Source organism: Nostoc sp., assembly GCF_036917515.1.
Classification (GTDB): domain Bacteria; phylum Cyanobacteriota; class Cyanobacteriia; order Cyanobacteriales; family Nostocaceae; genus Nostoc.
The window spans coordinates 88,156-114,275 of the sequence record NZ_JBALDE010000103.1; the positions used below are offsets into that span (position 1 = coordinate 88,156).

A 26,120-nucleotide genomic window follows, 5' to 3' on the forward strand; every position below is an offset into this window, starting at 1 on the left:
CCATCCTTAACTAAATATGGTATAAGTAGCTTTTCCCTGCCGTTTAGCTTGGTACATCGCAATATCAGCATCCCGCAGCAGAGTTGCAGGCTCCTCATAATTACTAAAATTCCAAGTAATACCAATGCTAGCTGTAGTAGATAATTGATATCCATTCAAGTTAACTGGCAATCTTAAGGAATCTTGAATACGTTTGGCAACATTGGTAGCGTCGGTAATGCCTTTAATATCCTCTAAAAGAACAGTAAACTCATCACCACCAAATCGTGCTACAGTGTCGCCACCACGTAAGCACGACTCTAAACGTCTAGCGATCGCTACTAAAAAATCATCCCCTATTCCATGCCCAAAGCGATCGTTAATCTCTTTGAAGCCATCTAAATCCAAAAATAAAACTGCAAAATAATAATTGCTTCTGCGTTTGCTACGTTCAATGGTTTGTCTGAGCCGATCTAAAAATAAAATACGATTCGGTAATTCTGTTAGCCCATCATAAAATGCATTGCGGATCAGTTGCTCCTCTGTCTGCTTACGTTTAGTGATGTCTTGAAAAACTAAAACCGCGCCAGTAATATTGCCATCTTGATCGCGGATAGGTGCAACATTATCTCCAATCGCTATTTCTTTGCCATCTTTGGTAATCAATGTACAGTTTTCTGGTAAACTGAAAACTTCACCTGCTTCGATTACATAAGTAGCCAAATTTTCAATTTTTTCTCCGACATCTTTATTAACTAAGTTAACGACTTCTATTAAATCTTTCCCAAATGCTTCACTTTGTTTCCAACCAGTGATTAGTTCTGCTATGGGATTCATCATTTCAATACAACCATTTGCATACATTACAATCACTGCACAACCCATACTATTAATAATTGCTATCAACCTCTCTTTTTCTTCGTATAATATTTTTTTGCTCTCATGTTTGTACAGGGTCATTTCAATCACAAAATGTAAATTACTTTCAATAAATGGTTTGACTATGTAATTAAAAGGCTCACTTAGCTGATTTTTATGTAATGTTTTATATTCTGAACACTCAGTTAGATATACTACAGGTACATGGAAGTGATTCTGGATAATATCCGCTACGTGGAGACCGTCTATTTCTCCAGATAGACAGATATCAATTAATACTAAATGTGGATGAGTTTCTACTACCTTTTTTATTGCCTCCTCACCAGATTTAGTTGTTTCTAATACTAAGTAGCCTAATTTTTGTAAACTTTTTCTGATATTTGAGGCTATATTTTTTTCATCCTCAACAACTAAGATTTTGCGGGCGAACATGTTACAATAACCTGTTTGCTAAGGTTCAGATTTTTGTTGTCAGTGTCAACTCAAGTTAAAAGTGCTTATCTGATCATAAACAATCTCTAACTACCCTGTGTTCTTGCTTGATATTAATACTGACTAATGAGTAAATAGCATCATGTTACTAATCTCCGGCAATTTATATGCTTATCAAAGCTAATTTTGATTAATTTATGTAGCTAATATGATGCTACTAACATCTAATTCAAATTATATTGATACATTTTTAATGCACTATTTTAACTTTGCCATGACACTACACGTATTTTAAAAATCCAATACTAGTCCTATAGCTTGTGGTTAATACTTAATCACAATTTCTGTTCTCTGAAAATATGCAAGTTAAATGCTCATTAGCAGATCGCAGTATTTTTAGCTTTATGATAATCACCAGCTGCTAGGGGCAATGGCAGGAAATATCATCATTGTGAGACACTCCCAAGTTCCATGTAAACCCCCTGTTCTTTGCTAGCTGATAGATATTGAAAAAAAACACATTTTGTGCATTTTGTGAATTAAATATTGGACTTGATTTTAGTCAGTTCAATGCTAATTTTGCCACCAAAGTCTGGAATAGGTGCCGCAGGTTTGCTGAGAGTGACTTGGACTTTTGTTACACGATCGCACTCTTGGAGGATAGAATCTGCGATCGTCGCTACCAATTTCTCCACTAAAGCAAACTTAGACGTTTTGATCAAATGTTGTATCAAGCTAATGACGCTGCGATAATCTAAAGTGTCTTCGATCGCGTCAGTCTTGGCCGCTGTGGAGATATCCAACCATAACCTCACATCCACCTCAAACCATTGTCCTAGCACCTGTTCTTCTGGTAGATACCCAGTGTAGCCATAGCCGCGAATTCCCGTTAAATGAATGCAGTCCATAAAAGTTTGAGAGCAAATTGTGCATTTTGTAGAAAGTGGAGCAAGTTTGCTTGGAGATTTTCTTTCTCAGAAACTCGCGTGGCGGTGTTGGATTCTATTACCGCATTGATGGATTTTAAATTGAATTTCCTTAGACAAAATCTAAAATTTAAGATTGTTTTATAGCTATGTTTGATTTAATACCGATCGCTTATAGAAATGTTAATCAACTTTGGGCTTATATTTTAACAGAGACTCTAAAGCGGTTGGGATTGACTTGTGCGATCATTTGTCCTGGATCGCGTTCAACACCCCTAGCGATCGCTTTTGCTCAACAAGCACCTGAGATTGAAGCAATTTCCATTCTCGATGAACGTTCAGCTGCCTTTTTTGCTTTGGGACAAGCTAAAGCAACCGGACGTCCGGTGGTACTAGTTTGCACCTCTGGTACAGCAGGAGCAAATTTTTATTCAGCAGTCATTGAAGCCTCATATAGTCACGTACCACTGTTGATATTAACCACCGATAGACCTCCAGAATTGCGAGATTGTCACTCTGGGCAAACTGTAGATCAATTGAGATTATATGGAAACTACCCAAATTGGCAAACAGAGTTAGCCTTACCCTCCGCTGACCTGGGAATGCTAGCTTATCTGCGACAAACGGTAATTCATAGCTGGGAAAGAGCGCAAACTCCTACAAAGGGGCCAGTACACTTGAATATTCCCTTTCGCGATCCCTTAGCGCCTGTTCCTGATGGAACTGATTTGAGCTATTTGCAATCACAGTTTCACCCAGAAGACTTTTTCGCAGCAATAACAAACCCATGCCCCATCCCCCATCCCCCATGCCCCATGCCCAAAGAATGGAAAGAATGCGATCGCGGCATTATTATCGCAGGTGTTGCCCAACCACAGCAACCACGGGAATATTGTAGAGCGATCGCGCACCTTTCCCAAACTCTCAAATGGCCCGTGCTAGCTGAGGGACTCTCCCCAGTGAGAAATTATGCCGAACTCAACCCTTATTTGATTTCTACTTATGACCTGATCTTGCGAAATCAGCAATTAGCAAAGCAGTTAACGCCTGAAATGGTGATTCAGGTGGGTGAAATGCCTACAAGTAAAGAACTACGTACCTGGATAGATGCAACCCAGCCGCAACGCTGGGTAATTGACAAGAGTGACCAAAACCTCGACCCTTTGCACGGGAGAACGACGCATTTACGGATATCTGTAGAAGACATAAAAGCAGAGGAGATAAATTTATCTTTCTCCTCAGACTATTTGCAGCAATGGTGTGATGCAGAAGCTAAAGTCAGGTTAGTTGTTGACCAGACGATGGGGAAAATAGATGAAATAATTGAGAGTAAAGCAGCTTGGTTAATTTCTCAGATTTTACCGCCAAGAACGCCTCTGTTTATTGCCAATAGTATGCCTGTGCGGGATGTGGAATATTTCTGGAAACCAAATAATTTAGGAGTGCGATCGTATTTTAACCGGGGTGCAAATGGCATCGATGGCACATTATCCACAGCTTTAGGAATTGCCCATCGCCAGCAAAGTAGTGTGATGTTAATGGGAGATTTAGCTCTGTTGCATGACACCAATGGTTTTTTAATCCGTAATAAATTTGTCGGACATCTGACAATTGTGTTAATTAACAACAATGGCGGTGGAATTTTTGAAATGTTACCCATTGCCAAATTTGACCCACCATTTGAAGAGTTTTTTGGCACTCCCCAGGATATTGATTTTGCTCAGTTGTGCGCTACTTATAATGTGCAGCATGAATTGATTACTTCTTGGCAACAGTTGCAGCAAAGATTAAATCCACTCCCAAGTAAGGGAATTCGGGTTTTGGAGTTGCAGACAAATCGCAAAGCTGATGCCAAGTGGCGACAGGATAATTTACGGGAGTTTGCCGCAGATGTTGTAATTTAACTATTTCATTATGTGTTGCTCAATAGCAGGCTGAAATAGAGCTATTAGATGAAACACTTGTGGTATTAAAAAAGTTACAAGTGCTTTTCCACAAGAATTTTTCGTGCTAGTGTTGTTCAAGGGTATTAGGATACTTAGGCTTAAAGTACAAAATGAAGTATTTTTATACAAAACTACTATAGTATATTTACGGTTAAATCAATTAGTATTTTTAGTTTTGACCACATTGTAATTTTGTAATTTTTTTATCTACAATATCATCAATTGATAGTATTGTGTCTTTTGAGGTTTTTGAAATGCCACCAAAAAAGTTCGGTAATAGATGGGAAAATATTAACTCAGTTGGTGAAGGTGGTCAATCTCATGTGTTTCTTGTCAAAGATTTAAGTGGTGAATTTACTGATAACTGTGTTCTTAAAAAATTGAAAAATATTATATTTCTTGCTTACCGGAAAAATATTTTCTAGGGAAAATTACAAGGATTCTAATAGTCTGTCCTATGTATATCAAAATCCTCAACTTGACTACATAACACAAAGAATTTTAGATAAATCAGTTGTTGAACAACCTAATCAGCGTCTAAGTGTTGCAGAGCTAAAAGAACAATCAGAAATAGTTAGGCGCTTAATCTATGAACATTTCTACCCTGGTAAAGTTGGTTCACGCTGTCGTTTCTGTGGCGAAGGGTTTTATGAATTAATGCCGTATGCAGGCTTGAAAGCTTTTAGGATGATACAAGAAAGTCAATCTAAAAGTTACCCACAAGACTTATATATGAACTGTGAGGCTATCTCTTGTAATTTATGTGAAAATATACAGTGGTTTCAAGTTAAGGCAGTGGGCGGGACATCTAGATATATTTGAGTAACATTAGCCCTTAAAACGCTTCCAACTGTTCCAGCGATAACGACTGAATTTTGGCTAAAAGCTCCTCAGCAATTTCGCCAAATAGTCGTTTTAACAGTCGGAAGACGAGCGATCGCACTCTTTCTTCCATCACTTCTGACATACCCGCGTATCTGCAAATGCTTCTTCTCTTGGGGAAACTTTATTTGTAGCCATAATTATTTTACGGAGTGCGATCGCCCTTCTGCTGTGCGTGAAACTTACCCGTTTACTTCACCTTGTAACCACCCTGACAAATCAGCAAGAGTAGAGAAATCCAACAAAGCATCACCTAAAGCTTCTAACTGTTCTACCGATAACCCTTGAATCTGGGACTGAAGCCCATCAGGAATATTACCTACGCGCCGATTTAATAGTCGTAAAACGATCGTTCTTTCTCCTTCAATCTTTCCTTCAACTTTTCCTTCAACCTTTCCTTCAACCTTTCCTTCCTCTCGTCCTTCTTGCTTCGCTTCCAGAATAGCCCGTGGTTCTTCCAAATTCAGTCCCAACATTGCTTGAATCTCCTCTCGACTAAGCTTAGAAAACTTGTAGATGATAATCGTCGTAACTAAATCAATTATCGCTTGCTCCGATTGTTGCTGTGCTTGTTCCAGCAAAAACCGCGCCCCTTCTACTGCTTCCGTTTCAGAAGTAACATTTGTCAGCAACATCAAGCCCAATCCCAAAGGTTGTTCTCGCAAATCCCCCAACTCATCCAGATAAACCCGCCTGATTTGACCACTTTCCAACAAAGCGCGGTGAATCGTTGAGTTAGAAGGTTCAAGACTGCGAGAACCAAAAATTATGACTCCAAACCACTCATCGTAACGGATAGAGTGGCGGTAGAGAAACAAAAACAACTCACTAAAGAAGCGGTGATAGAGGTCTTCGTCCTTCTGAAACTGGACTTCTGCAAAAAAGACGGTTTTGGAAACTGCATTAGCCGGAGGTAAAAATACTCCATCAATCCGAAACGCCGTTTCTTTCACTTCAACTGATTCAAACTGGTAGTTTTCTGCTTCTGGGGGTGGTTCATCTACTAATTCAAACAGCAAACCGGGAAATTGTTTAAATAGTTTGTAGAAGATGGTGTCACGTCGCATTTTTATTCCTCAACACCCGGACAATTACCAGATTGTAAAGGCTTGAGATACCAATTTTAGCGTAGGCGTAGCCCACCGCAGGTATCACTTGTCCCTGCGTCCGCGATAAAATTCTCGAAGCAACAGCGCACTCCATACCAATGCAAATTAACTGGCAAACTGCCAAAACCTACGAAGACATCCTGTATCAAAAAACTGATGGCATTGCAAAAATCACCATCAACCGTCCTCATAAACGTAATGCTTTCCGTCCTGAAACCGTCTTTGAACTGTACGACGCTTTCTGTAATGCTCGTGAAGATACCACTATTGGTGTTGTCCTGTTTACTGGTTATGGCCCACACACTGATGGCAAATATGCCTTCTGTTCTGGTGGCGATCAAAGTGTACGGGGACATGCAGGTTATGTGGATGATACTGGCATTCCCCGCTTGAATGTCTTGGACTTACAACGGCTGATTCGTTCCATGCCGAAAGTTGTGATTGCTTTAGTAGCTGGATATGCGATCGGTGGTGGACACGTCTTACACTTGATTTGTGACCTTACCATCGCTGCTGATAACGCCATTTTCGGACAAACTGGCCCGAAAGTCGGCAGTTTCGACGGTGGTTTTGGAGCTAGCTATCTTGCCCGCATTGTGGGGCAAAAAAAAGCTAGAGAAATTTGGTTTCTCTGCCGCCAATATGATGCACAACAAGCTTTAGAAATGGGCTTAATTAATTGCATCGTCCCAGTGGAACAACTAGAAGCCGAAGGTATTCAATGGGCACAAGAGATTTTAGAAAAAAGTCCGATCGCAATTCGATGTCTTAAAGCCGCCTTCAACGCTGATTGTGACGGACAAGCTGGTTTACAAGAACTCGCTGGCAATGCCACCCTACTTTATTACATGACAGAAGAAGGATCTGAGGGCAAACAAGCTTTTCTTGAAAAGCGTCCACCAGATTTTCGCTCTTTTCCTTGGTTGCCTTAGAATTGCAAAAATCGCACCCTTTAGTGAGGTGCGATTTTTGTATATATCAACTTTTACAGCATTAAAAATCTTAAAAACAAATCTTATTTTAAGTAGACTAAAAACTCAGTCCAGTAATAACGGATGACTAAATAATCACTGCTTTAGTCTTTACCTGTTCAGATATAGAAGCAGTTATTTCCTCTATAGGGGCAAGAGCAGCATTGTCTAAATCTGAGGTTAGAGATTGACAAGATGTTAAAACTGGAGCGGCATCTGGCAAACCCCAAGCATCTTCTAAAGTTTCCCAAGAAGGTGCAAAAGGTGGGAGCGCTAAAGAGCAAGCCTTCCAAGTCGCTTGAACTGGTGCGCCCAACTGTTGGCACGTTCCACCACGGCGACCTTCTGGCTGGTAATGACGGCAATATTTACAGGCAGATGCTAAAAATTTAATAGGTTTCATTTGGATTCATCTTTAGTGCCGTTTCTGGCTGAAGTTCATCTTTATATTTTGCTTCTATATATAAAGATAGAGAAAAGCCAAAAAGTCATTATTTTCTATAGGTTTCAGCGATCCCAAGGAAAAAATAAACTTCAGGATATTTTTATAATCTTGTTATATATTTAAATAATCATTAAAGCGGTTACATATAGATATCGTCTATAAATTATTAGGGATCAAGACTAAAAGCAAAGATTTTGATTTATCCAGCCTTTTAATTTCCTCCTTAAGTATCGCTTAAGGCATAAAATTCTAGATAAATAGTCTGCTTTGTATACCAAATTAGGCATTTTTAGCAGTAAAATATGTTTTTTCTCAAGAATCAAAACTATTTTATGTGATAGCAGCAAATTTGTCAGGATAAATTCTACTCAACGAATAATCGCTCAACTATTTTGCTTTGAAAACTGTTTAGCAGCACAGATAGAACATACTTGCCAGCGCTGGAGTTCACCGTGTGGGGTGGGAGATTGACACTGGGGACAAAGGGGTAAGCCATGCGATCGCGATCGCACAATCTTCGTCCAATATCCAAAAGCGGCATTTACATCTTTAGTGGGTGTAGCATCAGGGCGGTTAATCTTATCACCAAGGTAACTAGGATGCTCATGAGGCGAAACCGATTGTTGCTGTTTTCTCTCCACTGACGGATTCTGCCAGCCAGCAGTAGAGAAGCGAATATCAATCAAAGGCGTTGGCAGTTTTTTATTTAACTTTAAAAGTAGAGATGTGCGACCAAAAGTCAGGTTTTGCGCCCAAGCAGCACTAGAAGTTGCTACCGACAAAACATCACGCTGAATCAATAATGGTCGAGTATTTGCGGCAACCACTGGGCCAACAACTTCTTCCCAACACTTGAGCAGGTATTGAAATGGTTGCTCCTGCCATTTAGCCTGTTTTTCCAGAATCCTTAAAACATCATTAATTGATTTCAACGACATCGTTCAAAGTGGGGAGAGTAGGGATTGGGAAGTGGGGAAGTGGAAAGCAGGGGAGCAAGAGAGACAAGGGGACAACAGGGACAAAGGGGAATTATTGAATAAGTCTCTCTCCGAAGTTCTGATGCCTACGGCGGGCTACGCCAACGCCGGAAGCCAGCGCTGGTGACTTCTCTCCTTGTCTCCCCTCTTTTCCTTGTCTACCTTGTCTCTTCTCCATGCCCAATGCCCACTCTATCTATTTAAATAATTTCCGTTACTATTGTCACAAAATATATCTAAAAATTGATTCCAGTAATCTACGTTTGAGGCACAAAAGCAATGACTCAAAAACCCCTGAACGACTCTAGTACTCATCAATCGTCTAAAACACCTGGGTTGAAACCAGTACTAGCAGCAGCACTAGCAAGTTTAGAGGTGCCGCTAGATCAAGAGTTAGCTAGATACCGACGCACACGAACTGGTTTGGTATCATCGAAGCAATCTCGTGTTGCAAGTTACATGAGCGGACAACCCCAACCGTTAACTGCTATTGCGACAACATTGGGCGCAACTCAGTCATCAGCAACGGAAATTAAAACCAACGTACCGCCTGCATCTGTACCTGTGAATCCTGAGATCAACTCAGCGCCAGCTACGGCAAAAATTGATGTACCACCCGCATCTGTAGCTGTGAATCCTGAGATGAACCCAGCACCAGTTACGGCAAAAATTGAGGAACTGAATAATCTTAATGTGTCCTCCACATCCAATGCAGCTAAAACACAAACTCAACTTCCACCACCTCCACCTAACTTTAGTAAAAGCATCGTGCCAGCAATCGTTAAAAATACTAAAAGCGAAAATCACTTGCAGCCAGATGCTAGCCCTAAGCACCCAGATGACTATTTAGAATCTAGTGAAGCACTGCTACGAAGTCTGACAGAAGAACAACCAGAAACCAAAAAACCAAGCAATTATAGCGACAGTCTGCTATCACCTTTGGGTATTGGCTCCATGTTACTGCTATTAGTGGCGAGTCTTACCTTGGGTTATGTAGTCTTCAATCCTAAAAGCTTGCCCCAGTGGAATTTAGGCAAGTTGTTTAACGGCAACTCGTCTCCCACACCAGAAAATACTGAGGAAGTTGGGAGTAATGTCCAACCTCAAAACCAGCCACCAAGCACATCTATACCCAAGTATCCCAATCTGGCTACTGAAGAGTTTCCTGAAGTAAGAGATCCCAATGATGTAGTTGGCTTAAAACCCAAAGTCCAACCAACCCCTGCAGTAGTGCCTAATCCAGTTGTTCCTCAAAAGCCCGCAAATCCTCAAGCGCCATTGCCTAACCCCAATACAGCCCTAAAACCGACCAATCCGATCGCCTTAGCACCAGTTCCGACGCTACAATCCTTGCCTCCCTTAAATTCACCTCTCACTTCACCGACAAAAACCTCGCCCAAGGCAATTGCAACCTCACCAAAGCCAGATGCAGAAATCAAACTAGGAACAGATGGGTTTTATCATGTGGTGATAGATAATAAAGGGGCGGCTTTTGCTTCAGCACGGCAAGTAATTCCTGATGCTTATTTATCGCCCAACAAAGAATTAATATATCTGGGTGCTTTTAAAACTAAAGAGCAAGTAAAACAACAGATGAAACTATTACAAGCGAAGGGAATCAAGGCACGAGTTCAGCAGCCATAAATTGCAAAAATCTACGATACCATGAGATAACAGTCGTGAGTCAATGAGTGCTGTTAGCACTCAGCACTCAGCACTCAGCACTCAGCACTCAGAACTGGATTTCGTGAATGGAGAGCCGACATGGAATTAATCAAGCGTATCCTGCGGGTGATTCGCGCTAATCTCAATAGTTTGGTCGGTGGTGCAGAAGATCCAGAAAAGATTTTGGAGCAAACTGTCCTGGAAATGCAGGAAAATCTGGTGCAGTTGCGGCAGGGTGTAGCACAAGCGATCGCTACTCAAAAACGCACTGAAAGACAGGCAGCGGCTGCCCAGTCTCAAACAGAAGAATGGTATCGTCGCGCTCAATTAGCCCTGCAACAAGGCAACGAACCTCTAGCACGCGAAGCTTTGACTAAGCGCCAAGCTTATAAAGAAACCACTACAGCCCTTTTTTCGCAGATAGAGCAGCAAAACGAGATAGTCGCTAGGCTAAAAAAGGATATGCGATCGCTAGAGTTAAAAATTTCCGAGGCGAAAACTAAAAAAGATATGTATATTGCCCGTGCCCGTTCTGCTGAAGCGTCTTATCGTCTCCAAGAAATGCTCGGTGGAGTTTCTGCTACTAGCAGTCTGAGTGCCTTTGAGCGCATGGAAGAAAAAGTTTCACAGATAGAAGCTCAATCAGAAGCCATAGCTCAACTTAGTAGCGACGACTTGGAAACACAATTTACTTCTTTGGAATCTAATGATGTAGATACTGAATTGGCCGCGATGAAGGTGCAGGTTTTCAAGCAGTCAGAAAACATACAGCACAAAAGTCTCTTAACTGAGGAGAGCCAAAACACAGAGCAGCCTCCCCAACAGCAGTTACCCAAAACTCAGGATTCTTGAAGTTCAACTAATTAACCCAGTTTGGCGATATCTTAACAATTAAGAGTTGTTAGGAGGTACTGATTCAAACTGGAAAGATTACATTGAAATAGGTAGCTATAAAAAAGTAAAAAAGCTAACTGTCCAAGAAAAAGCGTAAATCACACAAGGAAAAACAAAGTTATGGGATTATTTGATCGCATTAAGCGAGTAGTTAGTTCTAATCTTAACGACCTAGTTAATAAAGCCGAAGACCCCGAAAAAATGCTAGAGCAAGCCATCCTGGAAATGCAGGAAGACTTGGTGCAGCTGCGTCAAGGAGTAGCCCAAGCGATCGCCGCCCAAAAACGCAGTGAGAAACAGTATAATGATGCCCAAAATGAAATTAATAAGTGGCAACGCAATGCTCAACTAGCGTTACAAAAAGGTGATGAAAACTTAGCACGACAAGCTCTAGAGCGCAAGAAAACTTATACGGATACCAGTACAGCCCTGAAAGCTAGTTTAGATACACAAAGTACCCAAGTTGAAACTCTTAAGCGTAACTTAATCCAGCTGGAAAGCAAAATTTCTGAGGCTAAGACCAAGAAAGAAATGCTCAGAGCTAGAATTACCACTGCCAAAGCCCAAGAGCAACTCCAAGGTATGGTGCGGGGAATGAATACTAGCAGTGCAATGTCTGCCTTCGAGCGGATGGAAGAAAAGGTCTTGATGCAAGAAGCTAGGGCCCAAGCACAAGGAGAGTTAGCAGGTGCAGATTTAGAAAGCCAATTTGCCCAGTTGGAAGGTAGTAGCGATGTTGATGATGAATTAGCAGCCTTGAAAGCGCAAATGCTACCATCTGCCACTCCCCAAAATCAACCCCAACTGCCACCGCAACAACAAACCACTACTCCTAAATCTAATGAGGTGGTTGATGCCGAATTAGATTCCCTACGCAAGCAATTGGATCAACTGTAAAATTGACAGAAAATTTATTTAAGCTAGTCCCACACCTGTTGGCTGTGGGATTTTACATCATTAGTCAATAGTCAACAATCTTAATAACTATGAATTATTGATTATCGACTATTGACGACTTTGGGATAAAGTATTGTGTGTGCCAACTTTGATCGCCACCTGATGGAGACTGCAATGAGTAAGGCTGTAATCACCATAACCGATGCTGAGTTTGAAACCGAAGTGTTAAAAGCCGAGCAGCCTGTATTAGTTTATTTTTGGGCTTCCTGGTGTGGGCCTTGTCAATTGATGTCGCCCGCGATTAACTTAGCTGCCAGCGAATATAGCGATCGCCTCAAAGTCGTTAAAATGGAAATTGACCCCAACCCACTCACTGTTAAGCAGTATCAAGTGGAAGGTGTACCTGCCCTCAGACTATTTCAAGACCAGGAGGTTTTGATATCCACCGAGGGAGTCATCGGCAAAGAGAAATTATTTGCTCTCCTAGATACCCACTTAAATAGTAATTAGTCAATAGTTCATAGTTCATAGCAAATGACCAATGACCAATGACCAATGACTAATGACTAATGACTAACATACAGTTTGCAAAACGTTTACAACCCCTAAAATCGAATGTATTTGCTGATATGGACAGAGCCAAGGCAGTTGCTTTGGCCGCTGGCCGAGAGGTAATTGATTTATCGTTGGGGTCTTCTGATTTACCAGCTGAGGTACACGTCATTGAGGCGATCGCTCAGTCTCTTAGCGATCGCAATACCCACGGCTATTTGTTGTTTAACGGTACCAAAGGATTTCGCGAAGCCGCAGCCAACTGGTATGAACAAAAATTTGGCATCAGAGTCGATCCTCAAACTGAGGTACTACCTCTGATTGGTTCTCAGGAAGGCACAGCCCATTTACCCCTAGCAATACTCAATCCAGGAGATTTTGCCCTGTTGCTCGATCCAGGTTATCCTTCCCATGCTGGAGGAGTCTACCTAGCCAGTGGTCAAATCTACCCGATGCCACTACTGGCAGAAAATGGTTTTTTACCAGTGTTTGCTGATATTCCTGCCCCAGTCTTGGCTCAGTCGCGGATGATGGTCTTAAGTTATCCTCATAATCCCACCGCTGCGATCGCACCTTTATCTTTCTTTAAAGAAGCTGTCACCTTCTGTCAACAACACAATCTCGTACTGGTTCACGATTTCCCTTACGTAGATTTGGTATTTGGGGAAACTGAGGACTGGAAAAAAGGGAGCAGAGGAGCAGAGGAGCACAAAAGCAGGGAAGAATCACTAATGCTCAATGCCCCATCCCTAGTCCCCTCAATTTTACAAGCCGACCCAGAGAAAAGCGTCTCGATTGAATTTTTTACCCTTTCTAAGTCTTACAATATGGGCGGCTTCCGTATTGGCTATGCTATCGGTAATGCCCAGTTAATTAACGCCTTACGCCAGGTAAAAGCTGCGGTTGATTTTAATCAGTATCAGGGGATTTTGAATGGTGCGATCGCTGCCTTAACTGGCCCTCAAGCTGGCGTAAAATCTGCTGTCACCACCTTCCAGGCGCGGCGTGATGCTTTCATTAGTGCTTTACATCGCATTGGCTGGAATGTTCCTACTCCCCAAGCCACAATGTACATCTGGGCAAAATTACCCTCACCTTGGAGTGAAAACTCTATAGAATTTTGTACCCAGCTAGTCAAACAAACTGGTGTAGCAGTTTCTCCTGGTGCTGGCTTTGGCAAATCAGGAGAAGGGTATGTCCGTTTTGCCTTGGTGCATGAGCCACCCTTGTTAGAAATTGCTGTAGAAAGAATGGCTGAGTTTCTTCATTAAATTTTTTCTCAAGCTGAACGCCAAGGATTTTTGGCGGCAAAGTTTAGTAATAGAACGCGCGGTAGGGGCGCAGATTTGTGCATCCCTACCAATCACCGCATTGTACAGAAATTAAACTTATTATAATGTCACTTTTGTAACTACACATTTTGCGTAAAATGTGTAATTAAACGTATAAAACTATCAAAACATTCTTCATCTTTTTATTGATAATCAGCAGTAACTTTACCCAATCAGGTCTCCCTGTTTCTTAAACTGGGTTTGTACGCTCAGATACCAAACACGGCTAACAATGCAGGTCGTGCTTTTAAGCAGCTGTATTGCCAAAAAGCCTGTAGTCAAGACAGCCCAAGCCTAAAAACGGCAGTAATTTAAAACTTAATTTGCAAACTGACAGAGACTTGAAAACAATGAAAACGACTTTTCAGAAACTTGTAATTGGTGCCTCAATGGCTATTGGTGTGAGCGCTCTTGCCACTGCCCCAGCACACGCTACGTCCTTTGACTTCAATAACACAGGAGAAATTAACACTTATACTGGTGGCTCAAATGGTACTTTCATTAAAGGGAATGCACAAGGTGGTACTAAAGCTGCCATCAAAGCTTTGACAGATAATGACCCCAGCTCTAACGTCGAGCTTTGGTATAGTAGCGAAACCCCAGATTCTAACGTTGGCTTCACCGCCACAAAAGGAACTTATAAAGCCACCGTTAGCAGTATCACTGCTGATGACTGGAATAGTTTTGGTTCGCAATGGCTAGGCAATTTATTGAGTAGCTACACACCATTTCAATCAGTTTGGAACGGGTTTTCAGCTGAGAGCAAATCACTAGTAACTAGTTATTTTCCTTCCTTGGGAATGGGAGATCCGAACATTGGTGGTTTCCAATTCGGTCAAAATGGTGGTGTGGAACTGAAGTTAGTTGGTCACTTGGATGTAAAGACTAAACTTGCAACAACTATTTCTACTAAGGTTGATGAAAAGTGGAATGCAATTAAATCACAGTTTCCTCAACAAACAACTCAACCAACTCTTTCGCAACTTGAAAGTTCAATTCCACAACTACAAACACAATTCAACACAATTCCAGGACAGATTACAACACTGCAAACACAACTCAACGCAATTCCAGGACAGATTACCACACTACAAACACAACTCAACGCAATTCCAGGACAGATTACAACACTGCAAACACAACTCAACGCAATTCCTAATATTCCAGCCAATCAAGCAAAAAGGCAACAACTGACAAGTCAAATCTCTCAACTGAATACTCTCAAAAATCAGACACTACCAGGTCAAATTTCTCAACTGAATACTCTCAAAAATCAGACACTACCAGGTCAAATCTCTCAACTGAATACTCTCAAAAATCAGCTACCAGGTCAAATCTCTCAACTCACATCATTTAAAGATGTACTGACTCTACAAGCTGCATTAAATGCATATCAAGGTGAAATTGCGGCTAGTGAAATTGCTAAGGTAGTTACTGGTGGTCAAACTTACTACGCTTATAGCTTTAACCCCACTGCATCTGGTATTACTGCTTCTGATGATGGTATATCTTACAGTGCAATTTATACTTGGTCAACACCTAAGTATGTCTCTCCATCCTCAGTACCAGAACCCTCAGTAGTATTTGGTGTTTTAGGTGTTGCTGGTATTTTTGCTACACAACGCAAGTTAAAAAAAGTCTCTGGTTGAAACTCCGGTTTCTATTCCAAAAAATAAGTAAGGGAGCTAACAGCTCCCTTTTTTGATGAATATTTTCTTGCAGCTATAAAATAATTTAATCTTCTAGGTTATACTGTTTCTAAAAATACTTGCAATAAATAAATCGGTTGCAATATTTTACTTACATCTGTATGCTTTTAGTAACTTGATTTATTTGTAATATGGATTTCGTATAATGGTATTACTTACCCTTATATCTTTAAAAAGGGTAATTACCATAATCTTAGTTTCAGTATTACTTAAGTAGTTTTACTCATAAAAGTTAGAGAATTAAATTTGTAAAAAATATATCAAATTAATACTCAAAATTATAAAATAATCGTAAAAAAAAGCTTAAATTTTGATGTATTTATATTTAATAACAGTATTATTTAAGTATTGTAATGTAGCTAAATTTAATTGATTCAGATACTAAATTAGATTACATAAGTACAATTTTTATTTAATTCACTGTTTAAAGGCATTATTATTTTAATTTATGGTAATAATTATTGATTTTTAATCAAGATAATTAGATAATAGGTATCAATAATAGTACAATTACTCAATATAGATCAGCCATTGCAGTCACACAAAGTTAGACGAATTTTACTAGTTGAAGACCATTACCTCAATCGGATGTTACTTAGTGACTATCTGAGTTACTGTGGGTACGAAGTCCAAAGTTTATCAGAAGGCTCTGCTTTTTTCTCAACCATAGATAAATTCAAGCCAGATTTAATGTTATTGGACTTGAAATTGCCCGATATTGACGGTTATTCACTCTTAAAACAAGTCCAGCAAAAACCTGATTTGTCAAAAATACCAATTATTGTGGTTTCAGCTTTTGCTTTTAAAGCAGATCAAGAACTAGCTCTGAGTTTAGGCGCACGTAGATACTTTGTCAAACCTTTAAAACTCAAGGATCTCATCCTTGCAATTGAAGAATAGTTTGTCGCCACAGATAAATTTTATTTACTAAGCGTGTATTTATTTTGCTTTTTGGTCAGTAATAAATTCTTCAACGCGTTCACTAAGAGTTTGTACAGAACTACCAATTGTTGAAATTTTATGTTGTACTTGTGCTAATAATAAAACTGCTGTTTGCAGTTCATTAAGAGTCTCAGCCATAGCCTCGCGATACTGGACTTCAAAATCTTGTAAATTCATAGTTTAGCTCTGGTCTTAAATTATCATAATAACTATATTCTCAATCATAATCGTAAACTTAACTGACTCAATCCGTTGATTCGCTTAATATTATAAATTCAATAAATAAATATAAATATTGCCAAAAAATTAAGATTTTATCTAGTATTTATACAAGCAATATATTTATAAAAAAATGTTGATAAATAATAAAAGTAAATACAAAAATATAATTACCTAATTTAAAAAAAAGTACCAGATAATAAAGCATTATCAATTTTAAAATGTTAATTATAGATTCAAAAAGCCAAGTTTTTATTCTGACAGTGGTAGCCAATCACTAAGGTCGCAGCTAGACAAACTCTTCTGTGCTTGAAAGTTGTGATAGTTGCAGTAAGTTTTTTGGCAAGCCTCTAGGCTGGAAGCTGACCCACCGCCAAAGAAGTGTCTCCAGCAGACTTGTTTTTGTGCAAACTAAAAGCCTGATAATTTGAGAGTACTGTCAGCGGTAGCGGGGCGTTGAGCCAGTGCTGAGTAAGAAGTAATTATACTCCCCCGTTCCTCTTTCATCTGTTGTGGTGTGTACCACTCATAACGGTTACTTTATATTTACTTGATAAATAATTTGTTAAATCGGCACGAAAAAACAATTGTTCTTAAAATAGAGAAAGATTACCTAATTTTGGTTGTGACAATATCAACTCAAATATTACCACTGGTTAAAGAGCCAGAACGACTAGAAAACCGTCTAGCCGAAATTCCACCGGAACCGGGGGTTTATTTCATGCGGGACGGGAGCGATCGCATTATATATATAGGTAAATCGCGTAAATTGCGATCGCGTGTCCGTTCCTATTTTCGGGATGGCTACAACAAAAGTGAACGTATCGCCACGATGGTCAAGTTGGTGACAGAAATTGAATTCATCGTCACTGATACTGAAGCCGAAGCTTTAGCGCTAGAAGCCAATTTGATCAAGCAGCACCAGCCATACTTTAACGTGCTGCTCAAAGATGATAAAAAATATCCCTATCTCTGCATTACTTGGTCAGAAGATTATCCGCGAATTTTTATAACTCGTAAGCGCCAATTTGGCAAAGAAAAGGATAAGTTTTACGGGCCTTATACTGATGCTGGTTTATTGCGAGAAATTGTCCGCATCTGCAAGCGCATTTTTCCACAACGACAACGACCTCAACCACTTTTTAAAGACCGTCCTTGCTTGAATTTTGATTTAGGGCGTTGTCCTGGTGTGTGTCAACAGATGATTCCACCAGAAGAATATCGCAAAATTGTCCAAAAAATAGCGATGGTTTTTCAAGGTCGAACCCAAGAACTGATTGATATTTTGACCCAACAAATGAATGCAGCCGCTGAGAACTTGAATTTTGAGTCAGCGGCGCGGATTCGAGATCAAATTTCTGGGTTAAAGTCGCTGACAGCTGACCAAAAAGTTTCCTTACCAGATGATACTGTTTCACGGGATGCGATCGCACTGGCAGCCAATGAACAGCACGCCTGCATTCAACTATTCCAGATTCGCGCTGGGCAATTGGTAGGACGTTTAGCCTTTGTGGCTGATGCTCATGCAGAACCAGGAGCTATTTTACAACGAGCTTTAGAAGAACATTATCAAACTGCTGATTCCGTGGAAATACCCACAGAGATTTTAGTACAGCATGATTTACCAGATGCGGAGATATTAGCTGATGTTTTAACTCAACGTAAAGGCAAAAAAGTCACAATTTTGACTCCTTTGCGCCAAACTAAGGCAGAATTAATTGAGATGGTAGAGCGAAATGCTCAGTATGAATTGCAAAGAATGCAGAAATTTGGCGATCGCAATCACCAAGCAATGCAAGATTTAGCCGCCATCCTTGATTTACCAGATGTACCCCACCGCATCGAAGGTTATGACATTTCCCATATTCAAGGGTCAAATGCTGTAGCTTCGCAAGTTGTGTTTATCGACGGATTACCCGCAAAACAGCATTATCGCCACTACAAAATTAAAAATCCCACGGTGACAGCAGGACATTCAGATGATTTTGCTAGTCTTGCTGAAGTCATCCAACGGCGGTTTCGCAAGTATGCGGAAAATCAGCAATTAACACGTTTGGGTAATCCTGACTGGCCTGATTTAATCATGATTGATGGAGGTAAAGGTCAATTATCATCGGTTGTCGCCGTTTTGCAAGAGATGAATTTATTAGAAGACTTGCGAGTTGTAAGTTTAGCAAAGCAGCGAGAAGAGATTTTTTTACCAGGAGAATCTAAACCCTTGACAACTGATGCAGAACAACCGGGGGTACAGCTATTGCGGCGGCTGCGGGATGAAGCGCATCGGTTTGCAGTGAGTTTCCATCGTCAGCAGCGCAGTGATAAATTGAAGCGATCGCGTTTAGATGAAATTCCTGGTTTAGGACATCATCGCCAAAAGCAGCTACTAGGGCATTTTCGCTCAGTTGACTATATTCGGCAAGCAACAACCACACAACTTGCGGAAGTAGCAGGAATTGGGCCGCGTTTGGCTCAAGAAATTTACGATTATTTTCATCCTGCTTGAAGTGACAACTCCCATTCTCACCTTGAACTAGGGATTGGGGACTAGTAGTGCAAGGTGGAATTAAAAATGGAAAACTCCACGCCACTTGCGGGATGGAGTTTTTGGGCATCGGGAAGAAGTTACCAATGCCCAATGACGGCAGTTGCTACCTTTCTCCTGACGGAGACGCTGCGCGAACGGGAACGCTAAGAGCGAACAAGTCGGGAAACCCGCTGTTAGCACCTGCCTCCCCAATGCCCCAAGCAACGGGGCGACTATTCCTCTCCACTTGCGGGATGGAGTTTCCCGTCGCTTTCTATGAATACAGCGTGAGCGTTTCATTGATTTAGAATGGATGGTTTATTTACGCTGTGTTGTACTAGGGACTAAGTAATGGGAAGGTAGTGAGCCTTTATAACGGTTCTCGTTTACGTGAAGTACTACCCGTAAACGAGAATTACTTTAGTGCGTACTAAACGGATATATTTCCATAAGTAAATTATTTTATTAGAATTTGATCTCATAAATTTTGTCAACAAATATTAACTAAATCTTAAGATAAATATTTTGTTACAAAATATACAGTATTTTTTATAGTTTAATTTTTGAATACAAGAACGGCTTTTTTGTCTTCGTCTGAAATGGCTATAAACAAGGCTTTTTCAAGGCATTAGCTATAGGGATCAGTAAATCTCTAATCAGTATTTAATTAAAAAACGATTTATGTATCTAAAGTAGGAGGGTAAAATCACTTAAATTTTAGGATAATACATTAAAGATATCAAAAAGTCTTCAAACCTGAAATTTTGTTTAAAATAATTAGCCAATATTACAGAGTTTGTTAAGTTGGGTCGAACCAAAATTTTTCCTGGTTAACTTTGTAGCTTTACCAAATAAAAAATAATTACAAATGGGGTTTTAAAATGCAGACAGTACAAAAGATTTACTGCCCAAATTGTGGTAGCCATGCAGAGCGTTATTATATTTTTGATAGTCAATTAACTCGGACACAATGCCCAAGTTGTGACTATTTGATGATTAGTTGCACTCGCACTGGCAAAGTAATTGAAGCGTATGCTCCTGGCATTCTTGCACACCGATAGCTAATAATAAAAAATTAAAAATTGGAGAAAATTTTCTCTAATTTTTAATAATAAAGTTATTTATCAAAACAGAATTCAGCAAAAATTGGAGTCTGACTAGCGCGCAGCAGTAATAAGTCCGCGTACCTTTATAGCGAAGCAAGTTACGCGTATCGTCTTGTAAAGAACTTCTGAAGAAATATGTTTAATAAATATGCTAAGTCGTCCTTTTCACGTTTCTGAAAAAGAAGATTTAGCGGTTTACATGGGAGCATTCCACTTGTTTTGCATGTCATTGCGTTCACGTTAGCGTTGCGTAGCAAAGAGAAGCAAAGCAACCGCAAAATCCTCTTTCCTCAGAGTGAGTCGATGCGATTAGCTTGTCTGCGACACGATAAAGCGAACGTCGTTCCTCCTCTCTACGAGACGTTATGCGAACGCAATGATAATTATTTTATCATCAAAAAATAAAAACCGGGATGCACCCGTTTACATTAGACCTCTTACACAAATATTAATAGACCCCCCTTAATCCTGGACTTAGACTAGTTCCTGGTGCGAAACTCAAAACCTTTATGGCGACAGCTATACATCAAATATAAGCGCACCCACCCAAAACTTGACCTCTTAATTTATAGTACTTTTGAACTAAATATCTCCTCAGAGCAATCAAGGATGCGATCGCCCTGGGGTCTTGTCGGCGTTCGCTCTTATAAAATAAATTAGCGAGCGCAATTTTCTCTTCTTTGAGTCTTTTGGGATAAAAATGATGACTAAATCTCAAGGAAAGATGAATTTTTGTCAATTATTTTTGAGAAAATTTTAATAGTTAATCGTTCTTAAGTATGTTTTTGAGTAGTACTTTCTTTGCAGGCTCAGTCGATATCTGATGTTACGTAAAAAATCTGAATTTGATAAATAATTTAGTATTTTGATTCAGTTAATAGGAGAGATGGATGATTTTATTTTTCAAATAGATAAAATCCTCTCAGATGAACAATTGTTTCTATTACTTGTATTCAATTTGCACCTAATGCAACCGAACAAAACCCAGTAGAAAATGTTTGGTTACAAGCCAAGAATTTTCCCTTGAAAGTTGTGACCTCTTTGCAAATCTTTTTCTGTTGTTAGGTGGCTGTTTAAGTTCTTTACCAATCACCAAGAATTTGATTTTCCCAAGCTGCATCAGTATTAAAATGAGCTATAAAAGTAGTGGTAGTAGTGGTAGGCAAAACTCCTCATTAGTGTCTTCTCATAGGGATATATATCAAAAGCTTCAGGCACAAGCTCAGAAAACTCCCGATAGTATTGCTATTGCTGCCCCTTACCGCTTACCGCTTACTTATCGCCGAATGCTTGTGCAGATTGACTCTGTAATAAGCCAACTCAATTGTTTAGGTGTGGGTCGTTATGACCGAGTAGCGATCGCTCTTTGAATATGCGCTGTTTCACATTCATGGGCTGGTGGGGGTTTTGCTGTCGTCTCTGGGTGCAGGGGCAAGCGTAGTTTGTACTCCCGGCTTTTATGCACCCAATTTCTTTGACTGGCTAAAAACCTTTCGTCCCACTTGGTATAGTGCTGTTCCCACAATGCACCAAGCGATTCTCGCTAGGACTGAGGCAAACAGCAAAATTATTGCCTATTGTCCACTGAGATTGATTCGCTCTTCCTCTGCTCCAATGCCTACTCAAGTCATGATGGAGTTAGAAAAGGCGTTTAATGCGCCAGTCATTGAGTCTTATAGCATGACAGAAGCGGCTCATCAAATGACTAGCAATCCTTTGTCACATCAGCGTAAACCAGGTTCAGTAGGCATAGCTGCAGGTCCAGAAGTGGCGATAATGGATCAGGCGGGTAACTTGCTATCACCAGAGGAAATTGGGGAAGTGGTGATCCGAGGAGCGAATGTGACCAAGGCTTACGAAAATAATCCCGAAGCGAATGAGAGTGCTTTTACGAAAGGCTGGTTTAGAACTGACGACTTGGGTTATTTAGATTCTGACGGCTATCTTTTCCTCAAAGGCAGGATAAAAGAGACAATCAACCGGGGTGGTGAGAAAATTTTTCCCCGTGAAGTGGATGAAGTGCTACAAAATCATCCAGCAGTCGAACAGGTAGTTACCTTTGCTGCACCGCATACGCTTTTAGGTGAAGAGGTAGCCGCCGCCATAGTTCTTAAAGAAAATGTTTCAGCTACAGAGCAAGAAATTAAAGAATTTGTCGCCCAGAAACTGGCTGATTTTAAAGTCCCCCGTGTGGTGCTATTTGTTGATGAAATTCCCAAGGGTCCCACAGGTAAGCTACAGCGAATTGGGTTAGCCCAAAAACTAGGACTGAGAGCTTCAGATCCTACTGCCAAGAGACCTGAATTTGCCCTATCGCGTACTGCTGGTGAAGAACAGTTAGTGAATATCTGGACTGAAATTTTAGGAGTTTCGCCAATCGGGATTAACGTCCCTTTAATTTAGCTACTGGTCCTTTGGTCAGAGCCATAATTATGCGATTTGGTGAGTCAGAGCATATCCTGCTGCTGACCCTACATCATATTATATTTGATGGCTGGTCTATGGGAGTTCTCCTTAAAGAACTCGCCGTTGTTTATCAAGCCTTTTGTACGGGAAAGCCATCGACTCTATCTGAGTTACCCATCCAATACGCAGATTTTGCCTACTGGCAGCGACAGCATTTACAGGGAGAGGTGTTAGAGTCACAGCTTGCCTACTGGAAAACACAACTGGGCGGTAACTTATCTGTGTTAGAGTTACCCACTGATAAACGGCGATCGCCTGTGCAAACGTTTCGAGGTGCTAGGCAACACTTGTTATTACCCAAGTCGTTAACCCAATCGCTAATGGTTCTTAGTCAACGGGAAGGGGCAACGCTGTTTATGACCTTGTTGGCAGCATTTCAAATATTGCTTTATCGTTATACAGGTTCTGATGATATCGTTGTTGGCTCACCGATTGCAGGACGCAATCGCACAGAAACAGAAAAACTAATTGGGGTTTTCATTAACACCCTAGTTTTACGAACTTACATTGATGGTAAGCTGGGTTTTCGAGAACTATTAGCTCAAGTCCGTAAGATAGCAATAGATGCCTTTGCACACTCTTGTATTCCCTTCGAGAAGCTGGTGGAGGAACTACAACAAAACCGAGATTTGAGCCATACTCCTCTGTTTCAGGTATTATTCCAATTGCGAAACGTGCCTAATGAAACTGCGGAGGTACAAGGTCTAAGATTCGAGGACTTCCAGTTTAACAGGGGAATCGCCGCGTTTGATTTAACTTTGGATATTGTTGATACACCTGCTGGATTGGCTTGTCAGTTTGAATACAACACCGATTTATTTTATGCGGCAACAATTGACCGGATGGCAGGACATTTCCAGACTCTGCTTGAGGGTATTGTAGCTAATCTTGAGCAGCCAATTGCCCAATTACCTATTTTAACAGCAGCAGAACAACATAAGTTGTTGGTTGAGTGGAACAACACTCAGACAGATTACCCCAAAGACAAGTGTATCCACCAGTTGTTTGAAGCACAGGTGGAGCGGACGCCGGATGCTTTAGTGGTGGTGTTTGTAGACGAGCGCAGCGAGGCTTCTCGCAGAGTAGATGAGCAACTTACTTACCACGAGTTGAACTGTCGCGCTAACCAATTGGCACACTACTTGCGCTCATTGGGTGTCACTCCTGAGGTGCTGGTCGGGATTTGTGTGGAACGCTCACTGGATATGGTGGTGGGACTGTTGGCAATTCTCAAGGCGGGTGGGGCTTATGTGCCGCTTGACCCAGAGTATCCCCAAGACCGCTTGAGCTTTATGTTAGAAGATGCTCAAGTAGGAGTGCTGCTGACGCAACAGCACTTAGTTGAGAGACTACCACAGCATCAAGCGCAGCTTGTTTGTTTGGATGAGCTATGGAAACAAATTGCCCAAAAGTACCAGGATAACCCCATCAGTGGGGTGAGGGCTTTTCATCTGGCTAATGTGATTTACACTTCTGGCTCCACAGGCAAACCCAAGGGTGTGATGGTTGAGCATAAAGGACTAGTTAACTTAGCTCAAGCTCAGATTCAAACTTTTGGCTTGCATTCTGATAGTCGCGTTCTCCAGTTTGCCTCCCTCAGTTTTGATGCTTCTATCTCGGAAGTCGTGATGGCTGTTGGGTCAGGAGCAACACTTTACCTGGGAACAAAAGACTCTCTACTGCTTGGTATGCCGTTAATTCAGCTATTACGCGATTATTGCATTACGCATGTTACGCTACCACCATCGGCGCTCTCCGTTCTGCCTGTTGAGGAACTCCCCACACTGCAAACAATAATTGTGGCAGGAGAAGCTTGTTCTCCTGAACTGATAACAAAATGGTCTGCTGGCAGAAATTTCTTCAACGCCTACGGACCAACAGAAATTAGGCGTTGCATAAATGCGGGATGATTTAATTTAGTATGGGTATTTCCTGATACTTCAGGTAATGAAGTAATAATCGAATTGAATATTTCAGCATATCTACTGACTTTGAATAGCACAATGTTCTGCGATGCAGTCGTGCTAAGTAGTGACGCAAGCGGGTATTTTCGCCTTCTACTCTGGTCATATATGTTTTACTCACAATTTAGTCTCCATCAGAAATAAAACTTGGGTAGACTTTCCAGCCATCTGTCACATAGAAATAGCTCTTCCACTGTTTTACAATTTCCCACAATGGCTCAAACGTTTCGGCACTATGATCTCCTAAAACCCAGGCTAAAATACCCTGCTCAAAGTGATTTACTGCTGTCCAGAGCCAAATTTTGTTTTTTTTGAACCGATGAATGTCTCTAATTCATCCAGTTCTCCGACTTCTGGAATGATATCTTCTTTTGGTACATCTGGAAGTTTTTCTCCTAATTGTTTGACCCAATAAATGATAGTAGTATGATGCACTCCTTTAACCCGTTCAATTCCGCGAAAACCCATACCGTTCAAGTATATTTTTAAACATTCTTGTTTCAGATCCTCTGAATATCCTTTTGGCGGATTGTACACGTCGATAAATTGGCGTTAGCGGAGCGGGGCGGAACGCACTTCGCATTCATTACAAATGTGATTTTGTTTACCTCTTCGCTTTCCGTTCTTCTGAATCTCCGTAGACCCACAGTATGGACATTGCACAGTAGATAACCTTAATTCATCCCTCTATTATGCAATGCCGAATTTTGAACACTTTACAGGTTTTCTTTCTGTTGTCTAAGTTCTTGCTGTCGCCTCTGTTCTTGTAATCTAAATTGTTGCTGCTGTCTAATTTGTTGATCTTGTCTAAGTTGTTGATCTTGTATTCTCAATTGTTGCTGTCGTGTAAATTCTTGCTGTTGTAGTCTTGTTTCTTGCTGTTGTAATCTAAATTGTTGCTGGCGTATCAGTTCTTCCCGTTGTCGTGTAAATTCTTGCTGTTGTATATTCTGTTGTTGTTGTAGTTGTTGTGGTTGTTGAAAGTTTAGGCGTAGCCATGTATCCTTCAATTGCTCTTGTGTTTGCTGAGTTTGCTCCTCTTGTTGTTGTCTCATCCTTTCTTGAAAAGACTCAGGTTGCCGAGGAATCGGTTGAATTATTTGTCCATAAGCAGGAGAATTTATTGGCAAAGCTTTTACAAAAACAATCGCTAGTAGCCACAGTTTAAGCGTCAATGATCGATTCGACATACAGTTAATTGTTATCGGTTGAGTTGAGCGATCGCTTAACCTTAATATAACAATTTCTACCGCTACCCTATCGCACCAATTGGGACTAACGTCAAGATATCTATGAGATTAAAGT

The 26,120-nt window shown here is 40.7% G+C and carries 25 protein-coding genes and 1 pseudogene; 16 read left to right on the top strand and 10 right to left on the bottom strand.

Annotated features, from left to right (window positions below):
• Positions 1-6: 6 nt before the first annotated feature.
• The gene (locus tag V7K89_RS12940) at positions 7-1,290 is read right to left on the bottom strand and encodes a GGDEF domain-containing response regulator (RefSeq protein ID WP_335187625.1); all 1,284 of its coding nucleotides are present in this window, start codon (positions 1,288-1,290) and stop codon (positions 7-9) included.
• A gap of 539 nt (positions 1,291-1,829) precedes the next feature.
• A complete protein-coding gene (folB, locus tag V7K89_RS12945) occupies positions 1,830-2,198 on the bottom strand; it encodes a dihydroneopterin aldolase (RefSeq protein WP_292863749.1) in 369 nt (122 codons plus the stop codon).
• 167 nt (positions 2,199-2,365) lie between these two features.
• Here folB and menD point away from each other — a divergent pair, with 167 nt between their 5' ends.
• The 3 genes from menD (at position 2,366) to V7K89_RS12960 (ending at position 4,984) form a co-directional block, all read left to right on the top strand.
• Positions 2,366-4,120, top strand: a complete 1,755-nt coding sequence (gene menD / locus V7K89_RS12950; RefSeq protein ID WP_335187627.1) for a 2-succinyl-5-enolpyruvyl-6-hydroxy-3-cyclohexene-1-carboxylic-acid synthase — start codon at positions 2,366-2,368, stop codon at positions 4,118-4,120.
• Between the two features lie 275 nt (positions 4,121-4,395).
• Complete coding sequence (locus V7K89_RS12955) at positions 4,396-4,587, top strand: hypothetical protein (RefSeq protein WP_335187629.1); 192 nt, start codon at positions 4,396-4,398, stop codon at positions 4,585-4,587.
• A complete protein-coding gene (locus V7K89_RS12960) occupies positions 4,562-4,984 on the top strand; it encodes a hypothetical protein (RefSeq protein WP_335187631.1) in 423 nt (140 codons plus the stop codon). Before V7K89_RS12955 ends, V7K89_RS12960 begins: the two co-directional genes overlap by 26 nt.
• 13 nt (positions 4,985-4,997) lie before the next feature.
• On the opposite strand, the gene V7K89_RS12965 is transcribed toward V7K89_RS12960, so the two are convergent.
• The 3 genes from V7K89_RS12965 to V7K89_RS12975 all read right to left on the bottom strand — a co-directional run bounded on the left by V7K89_RS12965 (position 4,998) and on the right by V7K89_RS12975 (position 6,247).
• Positions 4,998-5,129: a DUF4351 domain-containing protein gene (locus tag V7K89_RS12965; protein ID WP_335187633.1), complete on the bottom strand. Its 132-nt coding sequence runs from the start codon at positions 5,127-5,129 to the stop codon at positions 4,998-5,000.
• 97 nt (positions 5,130-5,226) lie between these two features.
• The gene (locus V7K89_RS12970) at positions 5,227-6,111 is read right to left on the bottom strand and encodes an Rpn family recombination-promoting nuclease/putative transposase (RefSeq protein ID WP_335187635.1); all 885 of its coding nucleotides are present in this window, start codon (positions 6,109-6,111) and stop codon (positions 5,227-5,229) included.
• Positions 6,101-6,247 (bottom strand): hypothetical protein, encoded by a 147-nt coding sequence (locus tag V7K89_RS12975; protein WP_335187637.1) that lies wholly within the window; start codon positions 6,245-6,247, stop codon positions 6,101-6,103. Before V7K89_RS12975 ends, V7K89_RS12970 begins: the two co-directional genes overlap by 11 nt.
• A gap of 4 nt (positions 6,248-6,251) precedes the next feature.
• Between V7K89_RS12975 and menB the strand changes: the two genes are divergently transcribed.
• The gene (gene menB, locus V7K89_RS12980; RefSeq protein ID WP_335187639.1) at positions 6,252-7,085 is read left to right on the top strand and encodes a 1,4-dihydroxy-2-naphthoyl-CoA synthase; all 834 of its coding nucleotides are present in this window, start codon (positions 6,252-6,254) and stop codon (positions 7,083-7,085) included.
• 127 nt (positions 7,086-7,212) lie between these two features.
• On the opposite strand, the gene V7K89_RS12985 is transcribed toward menB, so the two are convergent.
• On the bottom strand, positions 7,213-7,527 hold the full coding sequence (locus tag V7K89_RS12985) for a hypothetical protein (RefSeq protein WP_335187641.1): 315 nt from the start codon (positions 7,525-7,527) through the stop codon (positions 7,213-7,215).
• Between the two features lie 425 nt (positions 7,528-7,952).
• The gene (locus V7K89_RS12990; RefSeq protein ID WP_335187643.1) at positions 7,953-8,507 is read right to left on the bottom strand and encodes a DUF721 domain-containing protein; all 555 of its coding nucleotides are present in this window, start codon (positions 8,505-8,507) and stop codon (positions 7,953-7,955) included.
• A 318-nt stretch (positions 8,508-8,825) separates the two neighbouring features.
• Between V7K89_RS12990 and V7K89_RS12995 the strand changes: the two genes are divergently transcribed.
• The 7 genes from V7K89_RS12995 (at position 8,826) to V7K89_RS13025 (ending at position 16,494) form a co-directional block, all read left to right on the top strand.
• Positions 8,826-10,190 (top strand): hypothetical protein, encoded by a 1,365-nt coding sequence (locus V7K89_RS12995; RefSeq protein ID WP_335187645.1) that lies wholly within the window; start codon positions 8,826-8,828, stop codon positions 10,188-10,190.
• A gap of 120 nt (positions 10,191-10,310) precedes the next feature.
• The gene (locus V7K89_RS13000) at positions 10,311-11,063 is read left to right on the top strand and encodes a PspA/IM30 family protein (RefSeq protein WP_335187647.1); all 753 of its coding nucleotides are present in this window, start codon (positions 10,311-10,313) and stop codon (positions 11,061-11,063) included.
• A gap of 162 nt (positions 11,064-11,225) precedes the next feature.
• A complete protein-coding gene (locus tag V7K89_RS13005) occupies positions 11,226-12,002 on the top strand; it encodes a PspA/IM30 family protein (protein ID WP_335187649.1) in 777 nt (258 codons plus the stop codon).
• Positions 12,003-12,176: 174 nt separating this feature from the next.
• Positions 12,177-12,512, top strand: coding sequence for a thioredoxin family protein (locus V7K89_RS13010; RefSeq protein ID WP_335187688.1), 336 nt, complete (start codon positions 12,177-12,179; stop codon positions 12,510-12,512).
• Positions 12,513-12,571: 59 nt separating this feature from the next.
• Positions 12,572-13,825 (top strand): LL-diaminopimelate aminotransferase, encoded by a 1,254-nt coding sequence (locus tag V7K89_RS13015; protein ID WP_335187651.1) that lies wholly within the window; start codon positions 12,572-12,574, stop codon positions 13,823-13,825.
• Between the two features lie 410 nt (positions 13,826-14,235).
• Positions 14,236-15,534: an NF038130 family PEP-CTERM protein gene (locus V7K89_RS13020; protein ID WP_335187653.1), complete on the top strand. Its 1,299-nt coding sequence runs from the start codon at positions 14,236-14,238 to the stop codon at positions 15,532-15,534.
• Between the two features lie 558 nt (positions 15,535-16,092).
• Positions 16,093-16,494 carry a response regulator gene (locus V7K89_RS13025; RefSeq protein ID WP_335187690.1) on the top strand — a complete coding sequence of 134 codons (402 nt, stop codon included), beginning with the start codon at positions 16,093-16,095 and terminating at the stop codon, positions 16,492-16,494.
• 39 nt (positions 16,495-16,533) lie between these two features.
• Here the strand turns inward: V7K89_RS13025 and V7K89_RS13030 are convergent, their stop codons facing one another.
• The gene (locus V7K89_RS13030; RefSeq protein ID WP_335187655.1) at positions 16,534-16,713 is read right to left on the bottom strand and encodes a hypothetical protein; all 180 of its coding nucleotides are present in this window, start codon (positions 16,711-16,713) and stop codon (positions 16,534-16,536) included.
• 667 nt (positions 16,714-17,380) lie between these two features.
• Here V7K89_RS13030 and uvrC point away from each other — a divergent pair.
• The 5 genes from uvrC to V7K89_RS13055 all read left to right on the top strand — a co-directional run bounded on the left by uvrC (position 17,381) and on the right by V7K89_RS13055 (position 24,761).
• Positions 17,381-19,258 carry an excinuclease ABC subunit UvrC gene (gene uvrC / locus V7K89_RS13035; protein ID WP_335187657.1) on the top strand — a complete coding sequence of 626 codons (1,878 nt, stop codon included), beginning with the start codon at positions 17,381-17,383 and terminating at the stop codon, positions 19,256-19,258.
• Positions 19,259-20,160: 902 nt separating this feature from the next.
• A complete protein-coding gene (locus V7K89_RS13040) occupies positions 20,161-20,340 on the top strand; it encodes a replication restart DNA helicase PriA (RefSeq protein ID WP_335187659.1) in 180 nt (59 codons plus the stop codon).
• 1,175 nt (positions 20,341-21,515) lie between these two features.
• The gene (locus tag V7K89_RS13045; RefSeq protein ID WP_335187661.1) at positions 21,516-21,755 is read left to right on the top strand and encodes a hypothetical protein; all 240 of its coding nucleotides are present in this window, start codon (positions 21,516-21,518) and stop codon (positions 21,753-21,755) included.
• Between the two features lie 16 nt (positions 21,756-21,771).
• Positions 21,772-22,788, top strand: a complete 1,017-nt coding sequence (locus tag V7K89_RS13050; RefSeq protein ID WP_335187692.1) for an AMP-binding protein — start codon at positions 21,772-21,774, stop codon at positions 22,786-22,788.
• 29 nt (positions 22,789-22,817) lie between these two features.
• Positions 22,818-24,761: a non-ribosomal peptide synthetase gene (locus tag V7K89_RS13055; protein WP_335187663.1), complete on the top strand. Its 1,944-nt coding sequence runs from the start codon at positions 22,818-22,820 to the stop codon at positions 24,759-24,761.
• A gap of 1 nt (position 24,762) precedes the next feature.
• Here the strand turns inward: V7K89_RS13055 and V7K89_RS13060 are convergent.
• Positions 24,763-25,478 (bottom strand): annotated as a pseudogene (locus V7K89_RS13060) (IS1 family transposase).
• A 53-nt stretch (positions 25,479-25,531) separates the two neighbouring features.
• Positions 25,532-26,005, bottom strand: a complete 474-nt coding sequence (locus V7K89_RS13065) for a hypothetical protein (RefSeq protein ID WP_335187665.1) — start codon at positions 26,003-26,005, stop codon at positions 25,532-25,534.
• Positions 26,006-26,120 lie beyond the last annotated feature (115 nt).

Excerpts from the sequence above, each read along its gene's own strand:
- V7K89_RS13040 (WP_335187659.1), top strand. The coding sequence starts at position 20,161 with ATGCAGACAGTACAAAAGATTTACTGCCCAAATTGTGGTAGCCATGCA.
- V7K89_RS13005 (WP_335187649.1), top strand. The coding sequence starts at position 11,226 with ATGGGATTATTTGATCGCATTAAGCGAGTAGTTAGTTCTAATCTTAAC.
- V7K89_RS13030 (WP_335187655.1), bottom strand. The coding sequence starts at position 16,713 with ATGAATTTACAAGATTTTGAAGTCCAGTATCGCGAGGCTATGGCTGAG.
- V7K89_RS13045 (WP_335187661.1), top strand. The coding sequence starts at position 21,516 with ATGAGCTATAAAAGTAGTGGTAGTAGTGGTAGGCAAAACTCCTCATTA.
- V7K89_RS12990 (WP_335187643.1), bottom strand. The coding sequence starts at position 8,507 with ATGTCGTTGAAATCAATTAATGATGTTTTAAGGATTCTGGAAAAACAG.
- V7K89_RS12940 (WP_335187625.1), bottom strand. The coding sequence starts at position 1,290 with ATGTTCGCCCGCAAAATCTTAGTTGTTGAGGATGAAAAAAATATAGCC.
- V7K89_RS13015 (WP_335187651.1), top strand. The coding sequence starts at position 12,572 with ATGACTAACATACAGTTTGCAAAACGTTTACAACCCCTAAAATCGAAT.
- folB (WP_292863749.1), bottom strand. The coding sequence starts at position 2,198 with ATGGACTGCATTCATTTAACGGGAATTCGCGGCTATGGCTACACTGGG.
- V7K89_RS13020 (WP_335187653.1), top strand. The coding sequence starts at position 14,236 with ATGAAAACGACTTTTCAGAAACTTGTAATTGGTGCCTCAATGGCTATT.
- menD (WP_335187627.1), top strand. The coding sequence starts at position 2,366 with ATGTTTGATTTAATACCGATCGCTTATAGAAATGTTAATCAACTTTGG.
- V7K89_RS13065 (WP_335187665.1), bottom strand. The coding sequence starts at position 26,005 with ATGTCGAATCGATCATTGACGCTTAAACTGTGGCTACTAGCGATTGTT.
- V7K89_RS13000 (WP_335187647.1), top strand. The coding sequence starts at position 10,311 with ATGGAATTAATCAAGCGTATCCTGCGGGTGATTCGCGCTAATCTCAAT.
- V7K89_RS12995 (WP_335187645.1), top strand. The coding sequence starts at position 8,826 with ATGACTCAAAAACCCCTGAACGACTCTAGTACTCATCAATCGTCTAAA.
- V7K89_RS13055 (WP_335187663.1), top strand. The coding sequence starts at position 22,818 with ATGCGATTTGGTGAGTCAGAGCATATCCTGCTGCTGACCCTACATCAT.
- menB (WP_335187639.1), top strand. The coding sequence starts at position 6,252 with ATGCAAATTAACTGGCAAACTGCCAAAACCTACGAAGACATCCTGTAT.
- V7K89_RS12970 (WP_335187635.1), bottom strand. The coding sequence starts at position 6,111 with ATGCGACGTGACACCATCTTCTACAAACTATTTAAACAATTTCCCGGT.
- V7K89_RS12985 (WP_335187641.1), bottom strand. The coding sequence starts at position 7,527 with ATGAAACCTATTAAATTTTTAGCATCTGCCTGTAAATATTGCCGTCAT.
- V7K89_RS13010 (WP_335187688.1), top strand. The coding sequence starts at position 12,177 with ATGAGTAAGGCTGTAATCACCATAACCGATGCTGAGTTTGAAACCGAA.
- V7K89_RS12965 (WP_335187633.1), bottom strand. The coding sequence starts at position 5,129 with ATGTCAGAAGTGATGGAAGAAAGAGTGCGATCGCTCGTCTTCCGACTG.
- V7K89_RS12975 (WP_335187637.1), bottom strand. The coding sequence starts at position 6,247 with ATGGAGTGCGCTGTTGCTTCGAGAATTTTATCGCGGACGCAGGGACAA.